Source organism: Corynebacterium liangguodongii (assembly GCF_003070865.1).
GTDB classification, from domain to species: Bacteria; Actinomycetota; Actinomycetes; order Mycobacteriales; family Mycobacteriaceae; genus Corynebacterium; species Corynebacterium liangguodongii.
This window is the reverse complement of the sequence record NZ_CP026948.1, coordinates 677,203-692,930: the sequence shown is the minus strand read 5'-3', so window position 1 is coordinate 692,930 and position 15,728 is coordinate 677,203. Positions and strand designations below refer to the sequence as shown.

Annotated in this window: 17 protein-coding genes and 1 tRNA gene; 9 read left to right on the top strand and 9 right to left on the bottom strand. The window is 65.0% G+C overall.

Annotated features, from left to right (window positions below; all coding sequences use genetic code 11):
* The first annotated feature begins 285 nt into the window (after nt 1-285).
* From C3E79_RS03320 to panB, 4 genes are all read left to right on the top strand, one after another.
* Nucleotides 286-540 carry a mycoredoxin gene (locus C3E79_RS03320; protein ID WP_108403624.1) on the top strand — a complete coding sequence of 85 codons (255 nt, stop codon included), beginning with the start codon at nt 286-288 and terminating at the stop codon, nt 538-540.
* A gap of 14 nt (nt 541-554) precedes the next feature.
* Nucleotides 555-627 (top strand) — tRNA-Arg (locus C3E79_RS03315).
* A 14-nt stretch (nt 628-641) separates the two neighbouring features.
* Entirely contained in the window at nt 642-2,003 is a 1,362-nt protein-coding gene (locus tag C3E79_RS03310; RefSeq protein ID WP_108403623.1) for a GntP family permease, read from the top strand.
* Nucleotides 2,004-2,013: 10 nt separating this feature from the next.
* The gene (gene panB / locus C3E79_RS03305; RefSeq protein ID WP_108403622.1) at nt 2,014-2,817 is read left to right on the top strand and encodes a 3-methyl-2-oxobutanoate hydroxymethyltransferase; all 804 of its coding nucleotides are present in this window, start codon (nt 2,014-2,016) and stop codon (nt 2,815-2,817) included.
* Here the strand turns inward: panB and panC are convergent.
* Nucleotides 2,814-3,632: a pantoate--beta-alanine ligase gene (gene panC, locus C3E79_RS03300; protein WP_108403621.1), complete on the bottom strand. Its 819-nt coding sequence runs from the start codon at nt 3,630-3,632 to the stop codon at nt 2,814-2,816. The two genes, panB and panC, sit on opposite strands and share 4 nt — an antisense overlap.
* Nucleotides 3,633-3,670: 38 nt before the next feature.
* On the opposite strand from panC, the gene C3E79_RS03295 reads away from it, so the two are divergent.
* Nucleotides 3,671-4,006 (top strand): hypothetical protein, encoded by a 336-nt coding sequence (locus C3E79_RS03295; protein WP_108403620.1) that lies wholly within the window; start codon nt 3,671-3,673, stop codon nt 4,004-4,006.
* Here C3E79_RS03295 and C3E79_RS03290 read toward each other — a convergent pair.
* On the bottom strand, nt 3,981-4,832 hold the full coding sequence (locus C3E79_RS03290; protein WP_108405026.1) for an MBL fold metallo-hydrolase: 852 nt from the start codon (nt 4,830-4,832) through the stop codon (nt 3,981-3,983). The two genes, C3E79_RS03295 and C3E79_RS03290, sit on opposite strands and share 26 nt — an antisense overlap.
* Nucleotides 4,833-4,895: 63 nt before the next feature.
* On the opposite strand from C3E79_RS03290, the gene C3E79_RS03285 reads away from it, so the two are divergent.
* Nucleotides 4,896-5,645, top strand: coding sequence for a DUF1906 domain-containing protein (locus C3E79_RS03285; RefSeq protein ID WP_108403619.1), 750 nt, complete (start codon nt 4,896-4,898; stop codon nt 5,643-5,645).
* On the opposite strand, the gene C3E79_RS03280 is transcribed toward C3E79_RS03285, so the two are convergent.
* The 5 genes from C3E79_RS03280 to C3E79_RS03260 all read right to left on the bottom strand — a co-directional run bounded on the left by C3E79_RS03280 (nt 5,642) and on the right by C3E79_RS03260 (nt 10,281).
* Nucleotides 5,642-7,273, bottom strand: a complete 1,632-nt coding sequence (locus tag C3E79_RS03280) for a solute symporter family protein (RefSeq protein ID WP_108403618.1) — start codon at nt 7,271-7,273, stop codon at nt 5,642-5,644. The two genes, C3E79_RS03285 and C3E79_RS03280, sit on opposite strands and share 4 nt — an antisense overlap.
* Nucleotides 7,270-7,599 carry a DUF485 domain-containing protein gene (locus tag C3E79_RS03275; protein WP_108403617.1) on the bottom strand — a complete coding sequence of 110 codons (330 nt, stop codon included), beginning with the start codon at nt 7,597-7,599 and terminating at the stop codon, nt 7,270-7,272. The genes C3E79_RS03280 and C3E79_RS03275 overlap by 4 nt, the downstream gene beginning before the upstream one ends.
* A 97-nt stretch (nt 7,600-7,696) precedes the next feature.
* Nucleotides 7,697-8,536, bottom strand: a complete 840-nt coding sequence (locus tag C3E79_RS03270; RefSeq protein WP_108403616.1) for an aldo/keto reductase — start codon at nt 8,534-8,536, stop codon at nt 7,697-7,699.
* Between the two features lie 21 nt (nt 8,537-8,557).
* Nucleotides 8,558-8,917 (bottom strand): FKBP-type peptidyl-prolyl cis-trans isomerase, encoded by a 360-nt coding sequence (locus C3E79_RS03265; RefSeq protein WP_108403615.1) that lies wholly within the window; start codon nt 8,915-8,917, stop codon nt 8,558-8,560.
* A gap of 68 nt (nt 8,918-8,985) precedes the next feature.
* Nucleotides 8,986-10,281 carry a citrate synthase gene (locus C3E79_RS03260; protein WP_108403614.1) on the bottom strand — a complete coding sequence of 432 codons (1,296 nt, stop codon included), beginning with the start codon at nt 10,279-10,281 and terminating at the stop codon, nt 8,986-8,988.
* Between the two features lie 222 nt (nt 10,282-10,503).
* Between C3E79_RS03260 and serC the strand changes: the two genes are divergently transcribed.
* The 3 genes from serC to C3E79_RS03245 are packed head-to-tail and all read left to right on the top strand — an operon-like array spanning nt 10,504 to nt 13,375.
* Nucleotides 10,504-11,634 (top strand): phosphoserine transaminase, encoded by a 1,131-nt coding sequence (serC, locus tag C3E79_RS03255; RefSeq protein ID WP_108403613.1) that lies wholly within the window; start codon nt 10,504-10,506, stop codon nt 11,632-11,634.
* Between the two features lie 25 nt (nt 11,635-11,659).
* Nucleotides 11,660-12,481 (top strand): septation protein SepH, encoded by an 822-nt coding sequence (gene sepH, locus C3E79_RS03250; protein WP_108403612.1) that lies wholly within the window; start codon nt 11,660-11,662, stop codon nt 12,479-12,481.
* A gap of 45 nt (nt 12,482-12,526) precedes the next feature.
* Nucleotides 12,527-13,375, top strand: coding sequence for a DUF6928 family protein (locus C3E79_RS03245; protein WP_108403611.1), 849 nt, complete (start codon nt 12,527-12,529; stop codon nt 13,373-13,375).
* Here C3E79_RS03245 and C3E79_RS03240 read toward each other — a convergent pair.
* On the bottom strand, nt 13,372-14,202 hold the full coding sequence (locus tag C3E79_RS03240) for a TrmH family RNA methyltransferase (RefSeq protein WP_108403610.1): 831 nt from the start codon (nt 14,200-14,202) through the stop codon (nt 13,372-13,374). The genes C3E79_RS03245 and C3E79_RS03240 overlap by 4 nt on opposite strands.
* Nucleotides 14,202-15,641, bottom strand: a complete 1,440-nt coding sequence (locus tag C3E79_RS03235) for an NCS2 family permease (RefSeq protein ID WP_235840644.1) — start codon at nt 15,639-15,641, stop codon at nt 14,202-14,204. Before C3E79_RS03235 ends, C3E79_RS03240 begins: the two co-directional genes overlap by 1 nt.
* Between the last annotated feature and the right edge of the window lie 87 nt (nt 15,642-15,728).

The following is a 15,728-nucleotide window of genomic DNA, read 5'->3' as shown; positions in this document are numbered from 1 at the left end:
GACTCAAAAGATCGAGTAACTCCGACGATCGACGCCTGGCACAAGTGATGAGCTACGGCCTCAGCAACGGCTACGAGGGGTCCATGCCGTACCAGGTATACTTTCTCTCGGACCTATCTTCCAGCGAGACCCTGCGTAAACCCGGTCCGATCCAGCACGACGGAAGAGGTCGCGGATCCGGGTTCGTCAAACGCCCCAGATATTTTCACAGTTCCTCGCTGCTTGCCGCCCATAGGACGAGCGATCTCAGCGAGTGACCGATCTACTCTATCTTAAGGAGTTTTAGTGACTGCCCCCGTGACCGTCTACGCCACCGACTGGTGCCCGTTTTGCCGCGCCCTTCTCTCCGGCTTGCAAGGCACCGACGTGGACTTCGATGTCGTTGACGTCGACGACCCGGCAAACCAGGAGTTCTCCGACTGGGTCGCCTCCGTCAACGGCGGCAACCGCATCGTGCCCACGGTGAAGTTTGCCGACGGCACGCACCTCACGAACCCGAGCGTGGGGGCGGTCGCAGAGAAGTACGACTCGATGCGCTAGTCTTATCCCCTACTGCCCTAGTAGCTCAGTGGATAGAGCACGGCTCTCCTAAAGCCGGTGTCGGAGGTTCGATTCCTCTCTGGGGCGCTAGAGTTCCCCTCATGACCGGCCTACCGCTTATCGGCGCGTTCGTCGCTGCCATCGCGCTGCTCATCGTGATGATCTCGCGGTGGAAGATCCATCCCTTCCTCTCGCTGCTGTTCGTCTCGCTTACCTTCGGCCTCGTCGGCGGCATCCCGCTAGCGGAGATCACAGGCGTCATCGGCGAGGGCTTTGCCGCCACGTTCACGTCCTTCGGGCTTGTCGTCATCTTCGGCACGCTCATCGGCCACATCCTGGAGAAGACGGGGGCAGCCTTCCAGCTTGCCGACGCCATCGTCCGCGTCATCGGCAAGCGCCACCCGGTCCTCGCCATCGAGCTCATGGGCTGGGTGGTGTGCATCCCGGTGTTTTCCGATTCTGGCTTCGTCATCTTGAACCCGGTGCGCAAGGCGCTCGCCCAGCGCACGGGTGCCTCCCCCGTCGCCATGGCGATCGCCCTGTCGGCGGGCCTGTTTACCTCCCACGTGTTCATCCCGCCTACCCCGGGGCCGGTCGCGGCGGCGGCGAACATGGGGGTGGAGGACAACCTGCTCATGGTTATGGGCCTGGGCGCGCTGGTGTCCGTACCCGTGCTGGCGGTGGCCTACGCCTACTCCGTCTACATCGGGCGGAAGATCGAGACACCGGAGTCGGACCAGGTTCCCGCTGACGTGGAATCTGCCTACGCGGAACTGCGCAACTCGTATACCCGCCTGCCGTCGACGTCCCTGTCGTTGGCCCCGATCCTCGTGCCGATTGTCCTGATGGCGGCGGGCTCGGTGGTGTCGGTGACGGGGGCGTCGACACGCGTGGGCTCGCTCGTTGAGTTCCTTGGCAGCCCCGTCATCGCGCTGGCCATCGGGTTGTGCTGCGCGGTGGCGCTGCTTGCCGAGACCGCCATGGTCGACCGCTTCTACGAGTTCACGGAGGAGGGCCTGCGCACCGTGGGCCCGATCATCCTCATCACCGCCGCCGGCGGGGTGCTCGGCCGGGTGATCTCGCAGACCGACGTCGTAGACTTCATCTCCCACAACGCCGAGCGGCTCTCCTCCCTCGGCCTGTTCTTCCCCTTCCTCGTCACCGTGTTGTTCAAGACGGCACAGGGCTCTGCCACCGTGGCGATGGTGACCACCTCGAGCCTCGTGGCTCCCCTGCTTCCGGTGCTCGGGCTGGAGGCACCGCTGCAGGTGGGGCTCGCGGTGATGGCGATTGCGGCCGGCTCGCTCGTCGTCTCCCACGCCAACGACAGCCACTTCTGGGTGGTGGCCAACCTCTCCAAGCTCACGCCGCAGCAAGCCTACCGCTCCCAAACCGTCGTCACGGGGCTCATGGGTGTAAGCGCGATGGCCTTTATTTGGCTCCTCGGCCTCGTCCTCGTCTAGCCTTGGCAGAATGACTGGCTACCTCGTTCCCACGAAGAAGGTCCGCGTCTCGGACTTCGCGCAGAAAAAGGCGCGGAAAGAAAAATGGGCCATGCTCACCGCCTACGACTACTCCACCGCCCGCGTGCTCTCGGAGGCGGGTATCGAGTGCCTGCTCGTGGGCGATTCCGCCGCCAACGTCGTCTTCGGCTACGACACCACGAACAGGGTTGGCCTCGACGAGATGGCCTACCTCGGCGCGGCCGTCGTGCGCGGCGCCGGCAATGCCTTCGTCATCGTCGACATGCCGTTTGGCACCTACGAGGCCTCCGATGCGCAGTGCGTGGTAAACGCCACCGAGCTCATCCGCCGCACCGGTGCCCAGATGCTCAAGCTCGAAGGCGGGGTGCGCATGGCTCCCCGGATCAAGGCGTTAAAAGACGCAGGCCTGCTGGTGTGCGCGCACGTCGGGTTCACCCCGCAATCCGTCGACGCCCTCGGCGGGTTCAAGGTGCAGCGCGAGCGCCTGCGGGAAGATACCGCCGCGGTAGTCGAAGCGGGCGCCGACATGGTGGTCTTCGAGATGGTCCCGGCGGACCTCGCGGGGGAGATTACCGCGGAGTGCACGATCCCCACCATCGGCATTGGCGCGGGCGCGGGCACGGATGCCCAGGTGCTGGTGTGGCACGACATGGCCGCGCTGCCGGAAGGTGCTCGCCGGCCGTCGTTCGTCGAGGTCTTCGGCGAGGTCGGAGCGGAGCTCACGAGGGCGGCCGCCGCCTACAAGCAGGCCGTCCACCAGGGGCGCTTCCCCGACGCGGCGCACTCCTTTTAGCCGAGGCGAACCTCGGCGTTGTCGATGAGCCTGGTGGTGCCCACCTTCGCGGCGACGAGCAGGCGCGCCGGCCCGGTGTAGCCCGCGGGGATCTCCTCGAGCTCGGGCGTGCGCAGCTCGAGGTAGTCGAGGTCGAGGCCGGAGGAGGCGTCGATAAGCGAGCGCGCGCGATCGAGGCTACCCGTGGCCAGCGCCCGAGAGAGCACGCCCGCCACCTCGCGCTCGGCGTCGCTGAGGTAGCGGTTGCGCGAGGACAACGCCAGGCCGGAGGGCTCGCGCACGATGGGCCGCCCGTGCACGCGCACCGGCAGATTAAGGTCCGCGGCCATCTCGCGCACAAGCACCAGCTGCTGGTAGTCCTTCTCGCCGAAGAACGCGTCGGTGGCGCAGGTGAGCGAGAACAGCTTCGCCACCACGGTGAGAACGCCAGCAAAGTGGCCGGGGCGCGAGGCGCCCTCGAGGATCGCCCCCTTCGGCCCCGGTTGGATCGTCGTGCGCGGACCGGACGGGTACATCGTCTCTGCGCTGGGGGCAAAGACCGCATCCACGCCCTCGCGCTCGAGCAGCTCAACGTCGCGCTCGAGCGAGCGAGAGTACGTCGCAAGGTCCTCGCCGGGCCCGAACTGCAGCGGGTTAACAAACACGCTCACCACGACGGGGGCTCCCAGGGTCTTGGCGGCGCGGACCAGGGAGATGTGGCCTTCGTGGAGAGCACCCATGGTGGGCACGAGGCTGAGCCTATCGGACCTATCGGGCCTACCGGGCCTGCCTATCGCGCGGGCGAGTTCGTCGGGGGTATGAATGGTAGCGGTCATGCAAGGACAATTTAGCGAATACGTATGGGAGGACCGACATGGAGACCTACAATGTCGACTACGCCTGGGCCTGGGGCACGAGACGCACAGGAGACCCGATCACCTTGAGGGCACATTTTCGATTTGCTTCCGAGGACATTGCGAAGCGCGCGACGCGCGAGTTCTTCGATGCCTTGATGCGCGAGCACGGGTTCCACGGCGCGGGCGGGTGGGCCGCGGAGCTGGCCGGCTCGAGACAAGCTGAACGCGCAATCGACTTTACCGCGGGCGGCGAAGATGTTGCCGATGCTATAGGCTACGCCGCTGAGGATGCGGTGGAACACTTCTCCCGCTACCCAGGTACGACGGTTAGCTGGGAGCAGCAACCGTATTAGTGTCAAATGCCTGCGGGAAGTGGAGCGCGATACCGCTACCCCGTGCTGCCTCGCGCAGGACGTTTCGCGTCGCCCTCACGTTGTCGGCCGGATAGGGAATCGGTTTAAGCGATTTTGACAATGGCCGGCCAAAGTGATCCCAGTGCACCGGGATCACCAGCCTCGGCCGAAGCTCGCCAACGGTCTCGGCCCAATATGCGCGTTGAAATTCAGCGCTTTGGCGCCCCAACGCCCCAACGCCGAGGTAGACGACATCCGCGCGCAAACCCCGTAGAAAACCCGGGACGAAATTCGCGCTCGGCAGCACCAGGATATTGCCCGCAGGGTGGCTGAAGTGGAACACGAAGCAGCCGCCGTCTTTAAAACTCAGCGTATGGCACGGGCTAGCCAGCTCGCCATCGATGGTGCCTGGGGAGATGTTACCGGGGCTGTGCGGCGCCTCGATGATGCGCACAGTGAAATCGCCGATCTCGACGCTATCGCCGCCCGCAATCTGCTCCATGAGCTCATCCGCAAGGCCCTCTCCCTTGCCAAAGTTCAGGCTCGAACGAGAGCCATAAAGCCTCGCGCCGAAGCGCTCTGCCACGGCGGGGGCATCGAGAATGTGGTCGTGGTGGGAGTGGGAAACAAAAATGGCGTCTAGCTTATCGACGCCACCTTTATGCAACGCCCAGTCCACCGCAGCCTCATCCGAACGCAGCCGACCCAGCACAAGGCGGGCGAAGCTCGGACGAGTAAGGAAAGCATCGACAAAAATGCTTGTCACCCCATCAGTGATATGCACACTAGATGTGCCGTAGAACGTGCTAGAGATCTCCCTTGCCATAAAGCAATGATACGTTACACAGAAAAACACATGCCGTCCTACTGAATTTAGGGAGCACACCCGATGACCCGACCCACACTCAGCCGACGCTCGTTCTTCGCAGCCACCGGCATCGCCGCCGCCGCGCTCGCCGCGCCCGCCCGAGCCAAAGCTACCGTCCTCGGCACCGTCCTCGACTACTCCGCCGGCGTCCCCTCGGGCTCCTCGGTCCGCACAGCCGGCCACGTTGGCGCCGTACGCTACGTCTCGCGCCCCCGCCCTGGCGCCGAGTGGATGCGGGCGAAGCCCGTCACCGCGGCGGAATCCGTCGATTTCTCAGCAGCCGGCCTCGCTACCGCCTCGGTGTACCAATTTGGCAAAGGAGAAACCGCAGATTGGCGCGGCGGCGCTGCATCCGCCGCTGTCCACGCCCCGCAGGCCATCGCCTTCCACTTCGCCGCCGGAGGGCCTACCGGACGGCCAATTTACATTGCCATCGACGACAACCCCACCTGGGACCAGTACATCGGGCAGATCCGCCCCTACCTGCGCGCCTTCGGCGCCGCCCTGGCCGCCGTCGGGCTACACACCGGCGTCTACGGCAACTACAACACGATCCAGTGGGCAGCCGACGACGGCATCGGCCCGTTCTACTGGATGCACGATTGGGGCTCCGGCGGGCGCATCCACCCGCTCGCCGCGCTCCACCAGGTCGGCGGGCGCCGCGCGTGGATCGATGGCGTCGAATGCGACGTCAACAATGTCTACGCCACCGACTGGGGGCAGTGGAACCCCCACCCATTGGCCGGACTGTCATCGTTGTCCTCGCTCTAGTGGGCCACCGGCGCCTCGACGCCCACGCCGGTGAGTGAACGCACTTCCATTTCTGCCTGCAGCTCTCCGAGCCGATCGGGCTTGCCCAGGTAGGTGCCCACAATGCCGGCGATGAAGGCCAGCGGGATGGAGACGACTCCGGGGCTCGTCAACGGGAAGATCGACCAATCCGCATGCGGGAACATCGCCGATGGCGAGCCGGAGACCGCCGGGGAGAGCGCGATGAGCACGAGAGCGGAGATCAGGCCCGTGTACATGGAGGCGATCGCACCGGTGGTGTTGAAGCGCTTCCAGTAGAGGGAGTAGAGGATCGTCGGCAAGTTGGCGGATGCGGCGATAGCAAACGCGAGTGAGACGAGGAAGGCAACGTTTTGAGACATCGCCAAGATCCCCAGCACGATTGCCACAACACCGATGACCACCACTGTGATACGGGAGACGCGGACCTGATCCGCCGCAGAAGCTTTGCCGTCGCGAAGCACGGCGTCGTAGATATCGTGCGCGATGGATGCTGAAGCGGTAATCGCGAGGCCTGCGACGACGGCGAGCACCGTGGCGAAGGCGACCGCAGAGATCAGCGCCATAAAGATGGACCCGCCGAGCTCGAAAGCGAGGAGAGGCGCGGCCGAATTCGCGGCCCCCGGCGCTGCGAGGATGCGATCAGGCCCCACCAGCGCCGCCGCACCGTAACCAAGGACGAGGGTGAGCAAGTAGAACCCGCCGATGAGCACAATCGCCCAGGTGACCGACTTGCGAGCCTCCTTCGCTGTGGGCACGGTGTAGAAGCGCATGAGCACGTGTGGAAGCCCGGCGGTACCGAGAACTAAGGAGAGCCCGAGCGAGACAAAGTCCAGCTGGCTGTCGAAGGAGGCACCGTACTTTAGCCCCGGGGCGAGGATATCCTCGGCAGCATACCCTTTCTGCTGGATGTATTCCGAAGATCCGTGGGAGCTCACCGCTGCATCGAGTAGCGCACCCATGCCGCCGCGCACAGCGACGAAGACGAGCACGGTCATCACCGCGACGCCACTGATCAACAAGACGGCCTTAATCATCTGCACGTAGGTCGTGCCTTTCATCCCGCCAATGAGCACGTAGGCAATCATGACCACGCCGACGACGCATACGCATAGCGCCTGGGGCCAGAACCCGTGCAGGTTGAGAAGCACGGAGACTAAAGAGCCCGCGCCCGCCATCTGAGCGATGAGGTAGAACAGGGAGACAAACAGCGTGCCGCACGCCGCGGCTACACGCACCGGCTTCTGGCGGAGGCGGAAAGATAACACGTCTGCCATGGTAAAGCGCCCCACGTTGCGTAGCGGCTCGGCGACGAGCAGCAGGGCCACGAGCCAGGCGACGAAGAACCCGATCGAGTAGAGAAAGCCGTCGTAGCCCGTGAGCGCAATGGAGCCGACAATGCCGAGAAACGATGCCGCCGAAAGGTAGTCTCCCGCGATGGCAAGGCCGTTTTGGGTGCCGCTAAACTGCGCTCCCCCGGTGTAGAAGTCCGAGGATTTCGATGTCGTCTTCCCCGCGCGGGTCACGATGTACATGGTGACCGCGATGAAGGCTATGAAAATGGCGATATTGAGGATGGGGTTTCCCACCGCCGCGCTGCTCTCCTTCACGCCTGCCCCTCCATCCTCTCCCGGATGGCGGCCGCGCGCGGCTCGATGTTTTTGTTGGCGTAGCCGACGTAGAGGTAGGTGATCGCAAACGTCGTGGCGAACTGAGCGATCCCGAGCCACATGCCCACGTTCATCCCGGCGGCCGGTTGAGCCATGGCCTCGGGGTAGAAGGTCGCGGTGACGACGTAGAAAAGATACCACGCGAAAAACGCCACTGAGACAGGGAAGGTGAAGCGGCGGTGCGCGCGGCGCAGGGCCTGAAATTCGTCGCTACGTTGCGTTGCGACGAACTCCTCAGGCGTGAGGGAAACAACGGGCACGGATATGTCCTTTCATCCACAAAGTGATCTTCGTTACTAGTTACGAAGAAACTTAGTGGATGTCACACCCGCGCACGCGAAATCAGGGAAACTTTCTCGCCCCCTACCCCTCATACTCCCCGGGGAAGGACAGAGGATCCGCCGACTGGCGCTCCCCCGGCATCCGGTCAAGCGCGGCGACGTCCTCGGCGTCAAGCTTGATGTCGAGCGCGGCGAGGTTTTCGGCGAGGCGCCTAGGGTTCGCGGTCTTCGGAATCACTGAGCACCCCAACCCCACGAGGTAGGCCAGCGCGACCTGCGCGGGAGTTGCCCCGTGCTTGTCCGCCACCTCCACCAAGGCGGCCTCGGAGAAGTTCGCGCCGCGGGCAAGCGGGGACCACGCCTCGGTGACAATGCCCTTGTCCTTGTGATAGCCGCGCAGCTCGTCCTGGGTAAACCCGGCGTGCAACTCCACCTGGTTGAGCACCGGCGTCACGCCGGTACCCGCGATGATTTCGTCGAGCACCTCGGGGTAGAAGTTCGATACACCGACGGCCTTGAGCTTGCCGGTCTCGCGCAGGCCAACGATCTCCTCGTACGCACTAGCGTAGAGCCCGCGCTGCGGCCACGGCCAGTGCACCAGGTAGAGGTCGAGGTAGTCGAGCCCGAGGCGGCCAAGGGATTCCTCAAAGGCCCGCTCCGGGCGGTCCTGGTCATCGTTCCACAGCTTGGTGGTGATGAAGAGGTCTTCGCGGGCTACATCGCCGGCGGCGATGGCGCCGTTGACCGCCTTGCCCACGGCCTCCTCGTTGCCGTAGATCTTCGCGGTGTCGATGTGCCGGTAGCCAAGCTCGATCGCCTCGCGCACGATCGCGCCCGTCTGGTCGTTGTCGAGCTTATAGGTCCCCAGCCCGATGAGGGGAAGTTCGGATCCGTTGTTGAGGGGCATAACTGGAATAGCCATGCCCCCCATTATCGCGCGAAATTAGTTCGCGTCGAGCAAATCGATGACGAAGACGAGGGTGCGCCCGGAGAGCGGGTGGCCGCCGCCCGCGGGGCCGTAGGCCTTCTCCGGGGGGATGGTCAGCTTGCGCCGGCCCCCCACCTTCATCCCCGGAATGCCTTCCTGCCAGCCCTGGATCAGGCCGGCGAGCGGGAACTCAGCGGCCTCGCCGCGGTCCCATGAGGAGTCGAACTCCTCCCCGGTGCCGTAGTCGACACCGAGGTAGTGCACCTTCACGAACCCTCCTTCGATGGCCTCGGCGCCATCGCCGACAATGAGGTCCTCAATGACGAGGTCTACCGGCGCTGGTTGAGTCGAGATCTCAATCGTGGGCTTATCCATGAAAAGGTAACTCCTTAGTCTAGGCGTAAATGATCAGATTAGACCAACCGCATTGTAGCCGAAGGCACCTAGCGCTGGTCGCGGGGGACGAAGTCACGCTTGGTTGCGCCGGTGTAAATCTGGCGCGGGCGGTTGATCTTCGAGTTCATCGCCAGCTGCTCGCGGTAGTGGGCGATCCAGCCCGGGAGGCGGCCGATGGCGAAGAGCACGGTGAAGAAGTTCGTCGGAAAGCCCATCGCGCGGTAGATCAGGCCCGTGTAGAAATCCACGTTCGGGTAGAGCTTGCGGGAGATGAAGTAGTCGTCGTTAAGCGCGATGCTCTCGAGCTTTAGCGCGAGCTCAAGGAGCTCGTCACCACCGAAGTGCTCGAGCACCTCGTGCGCGGTGTCCTTGACAATGGCGGCACGCGGGTCGTAGTTCTTGTACACGCGGTGCCCAAAGCCCATCAGGCGCACACCCTTTTCCTTGTTCTTCACACGGTTCATGAAGTCGGTGGCGTCGCCGTCGTGGTTGTCCTTGATGTCATCGAGCATCTCGAGCACGGCCTGGTTCGCCCCGCCGTGCAGCGGGCCGGCGAGCGCGTTGATGCCGCCTGCCACCGCAACGAACATGTTCGCCTGCGCCGAGGCAATCATGCGCACCGTGGAGGTCGAACAGTTCTGCTCGTGATCGGCGTGGAGGATGAGCAGCTTATCCAGCGCCTTGATCAGGACCGGATCGACCTCGTAGGGCTCCGTGGGGTAGCCGAACATCATACGCAGGAAGTTCTCGCGCGGGTTCAGGGAATTATCCGGGTACATATACGGCTTCCCCTGGGAGGCGCGGTAGGCGTAGGCGGCGAGCATGGGCACCTTTGCCATGAGGCGCACAGTGGCCTTGTCCAGCTGCTCCTCGTCGAGCGGGTTGAGCTGATCCTGATAGTACGCCGAGAGGATGTTGACGGAGGAGGCGAGCACGGCCATCGGGTGCGCATCTCGCGGGAAGATATTGAACGCGGCCTTGAAGTCCTCATCAAGCAGTGTGTGGTGCCGTAGGTTGGTGTTGAACTTCTCCAACTCTTCCACGGTGGGCAGCTCGCCGTTGATAAGCAGGTAGGACACCTCGTTGAAGGTGGCGTTATTCGCAAGGTCGGCGATGTCGTAGCCGCGGTGGCGCAGGATTCCCGCATCGCCGTCGATGTAGGTGATCTTCGACTCGGTCGAGCCCGTGGAGACGTAGCCCGGATCGAAAGTCACCAGTCCGGTCTCGCCGAGGAGGTTGCCGAGCTGGAAGCCGTCATTACCCTCGGTGGCGCGGACGAGATCCATCTCATACTCGCCCCCCGGGTAGTGAAGTACGACCTTATTGTCATTTTCAGTAGACACTGCAAACCTTTCATCGTCACGGTCTGGGTCGATTCCCGGGTCGATCTTAGTGCCGATCTTAGGGGGCGATCCAGATAGAACTAATGGCTCATAGTAGCAAAGCTTGTGATGCGGGCAACAAGATTACTGCGCTGCGTCCTGGGTCTCCCCCGAAACGGAGGGGGTGATAAAATCGCCCACTACGCCAACGCACTGGCAACCGATCGACGAAACGGGGCTTACATGAGCAACTACCCAACGATTCCCGCGGAGCTACTCCCTGCCGACGGCCGCTTCGGATGCGGCCCGTCGAAGATCCGCCCTGCCCAGATCGATGCCATTGTCGCGGGCGCATCCTCGGTCATCGGCACATCCCACCGCCAACCTGGCGTCAAGGACGTCGTCGGCGCCGTGCGCGAAGGGCTAGCGGAGCTGTTCTCCCTGCCGGAGGGCTACGAAATAGTGCTCGGCCTCGGCGGGGCAACGGCTTTTTGGGACTCAGCCACCTTCGGCGTCATCGAGCGCAGGTCGGCCCACCTCAGCTTCGGCGAGTTCTCCTCAAAGTTTGCAAAGGCAGCGAAGCTCGCTCCGTGGCTCGACGAGCCCACGGTCGTGGAAGCGGAACCGGGCGACGCTCCCGATCCCGCGGAGCTCGCCGGCGTGGACGCCGACGTCGTCGCCTGGGCCCACAACGAAACCTCGACCGGCGCGGCTGTGGGCGTGACCCGCCCGAGTGGCACCGACGCGCTCGTCGTGGTCGACGCGACCTCCGGCGCGGGCGGGTTGCCCGTCGAGATGGACCAGGCCGACATCTACTACTTCTCCCCCCAGAAGTGCTTCGCCTCCGACGGCGGGCTCTGGCTCGCGGCGATGAGCCCCGCTGCCCTCGAGCGCATCGCCTCCATCAAGGCCTCCGGGCGTTTCATTCCGGCGTTTCTCGACCTCAACACCGCGGTGGAGAACTCGCGGAAGAACCAGACGTATAACACCCCGGCCGTAGCCACGCTGCTCATGCTGGCGAACCAGGTCGCGTGGATGAACAACAACGGCGGTCTCGCGGGAATGGTCTCTCGGACCACGGCGAACTCGGAAGCACTCTACGGCTGGGCTGAGCGCCACGAACTGGCCACCCCCTTTGTCAAGGACGCCTCGAAGCGCTCCCTCGTGGTGGGCACCGTCGACTTCGACGACTCCGTCGACGCCGCCGCCCTGGCCAAGGCCCTGCGCGCCAACGGGGTTGTGGATACGGAGCCCTACCGCAAGCTCGGGCGCAACCAACTACGTATTGGGTTGTTCCCCGCAATCGATACCGCAGACGTGGAATCACTCACCGCCGCCATCGATTTCCTCCTCGAAGCGGGCGTCGGCCGCTAGTTCGGCGCTACCCTAGGAGATTGTGATGCGAGAGTTGTTCCACGTAGCTGAGGAGTCCACCGAAACCTTCTACGTCCTCAAGGACTCCGAAGGGGTGCGCTTTCAGCTCGCGCGCACAGAGCTCGACGGCGCGCCTGCCCAGCCCGAGGCCGCGGCACCCCGGGACGCTCCCGCCTCCCCCGAACCAGAGGTGCGGCCAAAAGACATCCAGGCCCGCATCCGCGCCGGGGAATCCCCCGCCGCCGTCGCCGCCGACCTCGGGGTAACTGAGGTGCGCATCGAGCCGTATGCGCATCCTGTCCTGCTCGAGCGCTACCAGATCGCCGAGGCAGCGAAGAACTCCCACCCGGTGCGGGAAAACGGGCCCGCCAAGCTCACGCTCTTCGAGGTGCTCGCCACCGCGTTCGCCGCCCGCGGCGGTTCGTTGTCCACTGCCGAGTGGGACGCAACCCGCCAACCCGGCGACGAGTGGGTGGTCCACGTGCGGTGGGCGTCCGGAAAGAGCAACAACGAGGCTATGTGGGCGTTCAAGCGGTCGATGGGATCAGCCGCGACCGCAGAGGCGCGCAATACCCTCGCCGCTGACCTCACCGATCCTGACTTCGTGCAGCCGGTGCGCTCCCTCACCGCGGTCGAGCCCGCCGAGGAGGCCGCCGCTGAGCCCGCGGACGAAACGGCAGCCAAGGCGACCGAACCCGCGGCGACAACAGAAATCGCCGAGGGCGATTTCCTCCGCCACCCCGACGACGGGCAGCAGCCCAGCGCGCGGCGCCGCAAGGCGGTCACCCCGCACTGGGAGGACGTGTTGCTCGGGGTGCGCACGAATACGAAACGCCCGCGCGGCTAAGCCTGTTAAGCGCGGGGACACGATTTTAAGAAGGAAGGACTCGTCATGGGGTGTGCTGCAGTAGTCACGTTCTGGTTTGTGACGGCCACCGATCCGGCGGTGGTGCTCAGCGGCGAGCCGAAGGCCGACCGCGGGTTCGGGCGGAAGCTGCTTGCCCAGCTCAACCCAGCCTGGCCGATCACCCCGATCGGGGAGTTTCCGCTCAACCGCTCCTCTACCCCGTCACGCGCGGAGTTCTACATCGCCGGCTACCCGGGGGTGGCAGTGGTACAGACCCTTATCGAGGATGTCAGCACGATCACAGGGGCGGCCCAGCACCTCCTGCGCGCGCTGCCCGCCAGCGACGTCTACATCATCGCCCGCGGCGAGGATTCCGACTTCGCGGGGTTTGCGCACTTCGCCGGCGAGACGGCCAAGCGCGCCTTCGCCGCCACCCGAGACGCCGTGGCCGAGGACATCGGTCTGCCCGAGCCCTTCGAGGCTCCGTTTTGGGCCGGTGAGACGGTCGAGCAGCTCGGCGGGATTTCGCTGCCCTTCGTGCCCAAGGAGCTTGCCTCCGCCGCCGAGGCCAGCTGGTTGGGAATCGACGTCTCCCCTGACGGGCCCGACCTCGGCGTCGTGGGCTACGCGGTCGACGGCCGGCCGGAGCCCAAGATTGCCCCCGCCGTGAGGGCGCCCAAGAGCGTCGGCGAGGTCGCTGCGCGCTTCGCAGAGAAGGACAAGGGCTACGACGACTACCTCGACACGACGCAGGACGAGGAGGGCGACGAGTTCGCCGCGCTTGCCGACGCCACAGTCGCCGCCGCGAAGAAAGTCGGGCGAGGCCTCGCCCGGCGCGCGCGCTCCCTCGCGATCGACATCCGGGAGCGCATCCGCCACTCCGACCGCGGCTAGCGCAGGCTGCGCTGCCGCTCGTAGAAGGCGATGGCGGCGGACGTTGCCACGTTGAGCGAGTCGGTGCCGGGCGCCATGGGGATGCGGGCGCGGATGTCGGTCGCCCGCATGGCGTGCTCTGTCAGGCCGGGACCCTCCCCTCCGACGAGGAAAGCAACCTTGTCGTATGGGCGCCCGGCGGCATCGACGAGGGCGTCGGCAAGGTGGGAGGCTTCCTCCGCAGGGGTGAGCGAGACGAGCCTCCAGCCGGCCACGCGTAGCTCCTCCAGGCCGCGCTGCCACGTCGTCACAGTGCCCTCGACATGGGCGAACGGGGTGCGCAGCGCATGGCCCATGGACACACGTACGCTCCGGCGGTACAAGGGGTCGGCCGTTCCCGCCCCGAAGAGCACCCCGTCGATGCCCATCCCCGCGGCGTTGCGGAAGATCGCGCCGATGTTTTCGTGGTCCCCCACGCCCTCGAGGATGACGAGGCTCCGAGCGCCGTCAAGCACCTCGGCAACGGTAAGAGGGGCGGGGCGGGAGGCCACGGCAATGAGCCCGCGGTGCATGTCGTAGCCGGCGACCTCGGCGAGCACCGGGCGGGTGACCTCGTAGACGGGCACGTCTCCGAGGTCGGCGCCGAAGGTGGCGAGGAAGGAATCGAGCCTGCCGCCGAACCCGACGACGCAGCTCAGCGGGAAGCGCGAGTGCACCATCCGGCCGCAGATGAGCGGTCCCTCGGCGTAGACGAGGCCGCCGCGGGAGTCGGAGTGTTTGAGATCTCGGACGTCGTCAAGCCGCGGGTCCTGGGGGTCGTCGATACGTGTGCGTTGCGGACAAGGCATTAGGACAGCGCCGCCATAATCGGGCCGTGGGCGAAGAAGACGACGAACAGTGCCGAGATGAGCCACATGATCCAGTGCACCTCGCGCGCCTTGCCGGCGAAGACGGCCATGAGGGAAAACGTGATGAAGCCCACGCCGATGCCGTGGGCGATGGAGTAGGTAAACGGCATGGTCACGATGGTGAGGAAGGCGGGGAGCGCGACGTGGAACGAACCCCAATCGATGTTGCCCACCTCCATCATCATGAGCGCGCCGACCACGACGAGCACGGGCGCGGCGGCCTCGATGGGGACGACCTCGTAGAGCGGGGTGAAAAACATCGCGGCGAGGAACAACAACCCGGTGACCACGTTGGCCAGGCCCGTGCGCGCCCCGTCGGCGATGCCGGCGGAGGAGTCGATGTAGACGGTGTTCGACGACGAGGACGCCGCACCACCGACGACCGCACCGAGGCCCTCGACGACGAGGGCTGTCTTCATCCCAGGGAGGTTCCCCTCCGCATCGACGACGCGCGCGTGGCGGCCGAGCGCGCTCATCGTGCCCATCGCGTCGAAGAAGTTCGCCAGCACGAGGGTGAACACGAGCAGGGACGCGGCGACGACGCCTGCGTGCGCGAACCCGCCGATGGGGTCGATGTTGCCCACGATCGAGAGGTCAGGTACCCCGCCGAGGGAGTCGGGGATGTGCGGTACCGCCAGCGACCAGCCCCGCGGGTCCTCGGCTGAGGAGCCCGCCCCGGTGATCGCCTCGACAACGAGCGAGATGATGGTGGTGGCGACGATGCCGATAAACAGGCCGCCGGGGACGTTTCGGACCACCATGAATCCGCAGAGAATGAGCCCGACGATGAAGACGAAAGTGGGCCAGGAGGCGATCGAGCCGCCGATGCCGAGTTGGACCGGCACGGTGGTCATGGCGGCGTCGGGGACACGGCGGACAAATCCCGCATCGACGAGCCCGATCATCGCGATGAACATGCCGATGCCCACGCTCATGGCCACCTTCATGGAATCCGGGATCGCGTGAAACACCGCGGTGCGGAACCCAGAAATCGCCAGCGCGCAGATGATAATTCCGTCGACGACGACGAGTCCCATCGCCTCGGGCCAGGTCAGCCCCTCCTGGCCGACGAGGGTGACCGCGACGAGCGTGTTGAGACCAAGCCCGGTGGCGATGCCGAAGGGGTACTTCGCGATGATGCCGAAGAGGATCGACATCACGCCGGCCGCCAGAGCGGTGGCCGCCGCCACCTGGGGGATGCCAAGGACCGTGCCCTCTCGGTCGGGCACCGTGCCGATGATGAGCGGGTTGAGCAGGACAATATAGGCCATGGCGAAGAAGGTGACCACCCCTCCGCGGATTTCTGTACCCACGCTCGAGCCACGCTCGGAGATGTGGAAGTATCGGTCTAGCCACGTGGATGAGTTCCGAGTTGCCACGTAAGGTCCCCTTTTGCTGGCGGTCCAGTGAAGTTTTCCTGTCATAGCCTGACACCGCTTTGACGAAATTCCAAACCGAAATTCTAC